We start from the raw sequence: 4,402 nt of genomic DNA, 5'->3' as shown, positions 1-4,402 counted from the left end.
GGGCGTAAGTCCTGCTATAGAAAGTGCCATAAAACTTTTGCGCTAATTCTATCAACAGTCAAAACTTTTTGGCTCACCAACAAACCCATGCTATTGTTGTTTAGCATGCACTCAAGTTTTGTCGTAAGCAGGTGGCCGATACTCGAATAATTCTTGCTCTCCCGCCGCAAATTTAGACCCATCCCTCCCAGAAGCAGGCCGAGCAAAGGACGCTTTGTTGCGAATCCCCTGGATATCTTCAGAAGAACGCTCAGACGATAGCACAAACTGAGTTCTCTGATAACGCAGATCGGCCAATTCCATTTTACCAGGTCGCCCTTCACAATAGGCTCGCTGGGCACAGCGTTTAACTGCGATCGCAATTTCAGCACTCGTTGCTCCCGCATAATCAGATAGTAGCGAATACCACTGTCTGTCGCTCCAAAGATTCTCTTTTCCTTCCCCAAACTGCTCTGGGAAATACTTAGCTAAGTGCAAATTGAAAATCTCATAGCGAGCGCCGCTGTGTGGCAAATCCACAAACCAGATTCCGCCGTCGTCAAATCTGCGGATAAGTTCAGCCGGCAGCATTTCTAAGCGGTTAACAGTAGCTAACATTAACACGGGACTCTCATGCTCCTGCATCCAGGTGAGCAATTTCTGCGACAGCCGCCTAGCTACACCGCCATCAGCATTTGATTCCCAGCCAGAAAAACCCTTGTCAAAATCGTCAAAGAACAGCACGCAGCCGCCCAAATTATCGGCTGTATCCAGCATTTTGTTGAGAGCGCGATCTGGATTAGAGGAACCTAGAATATTGCCCCAACTTGCTGCTAAAAGCGCATAACCTAGCTTCTTAGCAGCTAGCTTTGCACTCAAACTTTTGCCCGTCCCCGGCGGCCCCCACAGCAGCATTCCTTTGGGAGGTCTGAGGTGATATTTCTTGGCATCAGCTTCTGACAGCTTTACGACTTCGCTCAAATAAGCGTCTAATAAATCTAAACCGCCAGCATGAGGCACGTCGGGAGAAGCAATGAACTCCAACCCCTGGTCTCGAAGTTGCGATATTTTATGCTCCAATACCAACTGTGCGATTTGGACAACTGAAGCGGTCACAGAGAGCGATCGATCTAACACTAATTCAATTTCAGCAGTTGGCAGCCCTAGACTAGAAACAGCCAGCCGTTTTTTAGCAGCTACCGCATCTGAACCAAAATCAAGGGAACAATTGCGATCGCAAAAATTATTTACAAGAACTTCGACTTCAAAACGATCGGGTAACGGACATTTGAGTAGAGGAATTAATGGACTTAGCTTTGATGGCAGTTGGATGTACTCACCCAGCAGTACCCAATATTGCTCGGCCCAACGCCCTTTCAGCTCAAAGAATGCGTTAGCCAATTGAGAATAACGGCGGACAAGAGGCTGTTCGGTACTGTCTGACTCCAAAATGTCCTCTAACAAAAAGATACCGGGGCAGTCATTTTCCAGCATAAATTGCAGGACATCACTCTCGACAGATAGCTCAGTTTTACATAAGACGCATTCACTATTATACATCTGGGAAATATCTGAAACGCTTGCCATATCTGAATGACCACCTAAATTCGGGAGATGTTTATCCAAACACCGCACCTGTTGAAGAGTTGACTGCACCTGTTGAAGAGTTGACTGCACCTGTTGAAGAGTTGCATAGCCGGGATTCCAATAATAAACAGGTAAAGAACACTCATTAGCGTACTGATGAAATGATGACAAGATTTTTTGGCGATCGGCACTGTAATATTCGAGGGCAACAATGGGAGTTTGAATAACTCTTAAGTTAGACCAATTATTGAAAATCTTCATGCGTTATACACCACTAATTACAGGAGATTTAACATAAAATTTTAACTAATGTAATTAAAATTTAACTTCCTGCTAATGAGCGAAATACGCCCCCTCAACTGGAGGGGGTAATTGTGCCTAACGGCACTCATAAATTGATGTTATGTAAGTTAAATTGTCAATCATGGCCACAAGTAAAAAGCAAACCGCAGCCACTCCCACTCGCTCTCAGTCACCAGTGCCTGCTAAATCTAAGCCACCTGAAAAACAGAACAGTCAAACTGTCGGCAGTAACAATGGAGCCAAATCAAAACCTCAACCTAACCTCAGCTCCGAGCAACTTGCTGGCGAGCTAGTCAAACAGATTCGCAATACAATTCATAAGAAGTACGGCGTGACAATTCAGCGTCGCGATAGCCGTATTTCGACAAAGGTTGGCCACGCAATTCGCGAAAAACTGGGATTGGATATTCAAGCTCAGTTGAACAAGCGCAACGGCAATGGCAATGGTAAAAAGTTCGACTGGCAAGAGTGGAACAATACTGTGTTTCCCAAGCTAGTTGGCCGGCCCGAAGAACTCAAGTATGGTGTCGAAGTTGTTGCCTTAGCGATGAGCCAACTTTACGATACAATTGCTGACAACCCGCAAGCTGCCATTGCAGATTTAATGGAGTTCAATGCTCAAAGCTTAAAGCGTCGCAACGAGTTAGCTAAATCCTCAGAAGAAGATACTGAAGAACTCGATGAGGACGACGAACTCGATGATGAAGATGATGAAATTGATGACATACTCGATGAAATTGATGACGAAGACGAAGACGAGGAAGGCGATGAGGATGAGGATGAGGATGATGACGATGAGGAGGATGATTTTAGTTTAGACGAAGAGGAAGAATTTGAGGAAGACGACGAATAATTACTAAAGTTTGATTAGAAAGCTCTGCTGAAAAAGCAGAGCATTTTTTTGCCTCTATCGAGGCCTTTTCCACGAATCGCGATGCTGGGTAATGATTATCGCCACCGTCCGAATCAGGACGCTCTGGGAAGCAGACCCAACAAATTCACAATCAAGGAAACTTTGACCTTGGTTGTGAATTTAATTTTACCCACTCACCCACCCACTAAATTTTTTGAATTAATTGTAATTAGCAGACTGCCGTCGCTTTAGTTGTGAAAAAAAACACGCTTGAGGGTTAATCATGGCTAATCGCAAATCCGCTCCAACTCCGATGCAAAAGCAATTTGCAGAAACTCTTGAAGAACAGCGCTTCGAGATGTTTTTGCACGTTGCCCGCGAGTTAACGGGACGTGCCAAACAGCGACAGTTGCAGAAAGGTAAAGCTCTTGACTGGGAAGCGTTCAATACTTGGTTTAACAAGCAATATGAAGGCTACTCGGCTGACGAGATGCTTGAAGAAATCTTGAGCAACGTTTACTGGCTTTCATCTGAGCAAGCTGTGATTGACTTGCACTTCCGTTATATCGAATCGGCAGTCAAAGCTTCTCATAAGAAAAAGGCAACTGACGATAATGAAGAGATTGATGATTTTGTCAAGTAATCAATGACGACCCCCGATAAAGGGGATAAAATTCTGCTTGGAGCAGGATTTTATTTGCCCGCCCACCCACCGCATCAGTTCGATTTGCGACATTTATGATCGCATTCTTAGAAGGATTTAGTTAATAGCGCTTGGAGTAATAACTTAAATGTCATTCTGAACCCTTGACGGAGTTTACCATTGAGCGTAGGAAAGCTTCCGCCAGTAATGCGAATAATCTCAAACCTTTGTAACACAGTTACAAACCGTAAGTTATGGTTAATTGGTTTTATCCGAGAATGTAGGTTGCTCAATAAGTCAGCGTAAAACCGTTTGGCAATAAATTAAATAACTGTTTTTGTTAAAAGGCTTTGATACAGCATATTGCAAGTTTATGAAGTATACCCCAGATAGATTAATCCCCGTAGGGACAAGGCAATGCCGTGTCTAAAGCTGCATTTCATAAACCGGGGATACGCTGTATTAAACGCGAGCGCGTGTGAGAGATGTTCCACTTGCAAATAAATTATAATCATGTACGAACATATTCAGCATTTTCTCACCCTCACAATTGAAACTGTGGTAATTTTTGGTTACGGTGGCTTAATTGTTCACTATCTCGCTACGCTGTTAGCATCGAAGCGGATGAATCCTTCTGAAAAACTCTCAGCAGAACTTGCCCCAGATTTTGTGCCTCTTCTCAATGAAATTGCTTCCTTTCCTGCTGTTGCAGAAGAATGTACAGTTACTCAAGAATTAACAGAAGAACAGCGCCTCACCTCTTCACTACAAGTTAAAGCAGAATTTGCTTCTAATATTCAACTCGATACCGACACATTAAATCTACCCTTCATTCAAGTCGATAGCCTGACTCTTCGACAATGCCGCACCGTTATTCGAGCGCTCAATTCCACTCTCCCACGAAGTGAGCATATTCGCCTTAAACTCAACAAAAAAGATGTGCCAGCAGATTCGTTAAAATTTCAAATTAAGAAGCACTTTGAGCATCGACCGCAGCAAGTTGTCTCCCAAATTGAGCAAATTTTGAGAGTTAGTTA

Annotated in this window: 4 protein-coding genes; 3 read left to right on the top strand and 1 reads right to left on the bottom strand. The window is 43.7% G+C overall.

Annotation, left to right across the window (positions count from 1 at the left end; genetic code table 11):
• Positions 1-111: 111 nt before the first annotated feature.
• Positions 112-1,827 (bottom strand): AAA family ATPase, encoded by a 1,716-nt coding sequence (locus tag QUB30_RS32925; RefSeq protein WP_333342425.1) that lies wholly within the window; start codon positions 1,825-1,827, stop codon positions 112-114.
• 163 nt (positions 1,828-1,990) lie between these two features.
• Between QUB30_RS32925 and QUB30_RS32920 the strand changes: the two genes are divergently transcribed.
• The 3 genes from QUB30_RS32920 to QUB30_RS32910 form a co-directional block, all read left to right on the top strand.
• Positions 1,991-2,722: a hypothetical protein gene (locus QUB30_RS32920; RefSeq protein WP_333342422.1), complete on the top strand. Its 732-nt coding sequence runs from the start codon at positions 1,991-1,993 to the stop codon at positions 2,720-2,722.
• Positions 2,723-3,005: 283 nt separating this feature from the next.
• The gene (locus tag QUB30_RS32915; RefSeq protein WP_015179737.1) at positions 3,006-3,365 is read left to right on the top strand and encodes a hypothetical protein; all 360 of its coding nucleotides are present in this window, start codon (positions 3,006-3,008) and stop codon (positions 3,363-3,365) included.
• A 513-nt stretch (positions 3,366-3,878) separates the two neighbouring features.
• Positions 3,879-4,402 (top strand): hypothetical protein (locus QUB30_RS32910; RefSeq protein WP_333342420.1); only part of this gene is annotated, 524 nt, incomplete at its 3' end.

The sequence above is a fragment of the Microcoleus sp. BROC3 genome, assembly GCF_036702515.1.
Classification (GTDB): domain Bacteria; phylum Cyanobacteriota; class Cyanobacteriia; order Cyanobacteriales; family Microcoleaceae; genus Microcoleus.
This window is presented reverse-complemented; position numbering and strand designations above follow the sequence as displayed.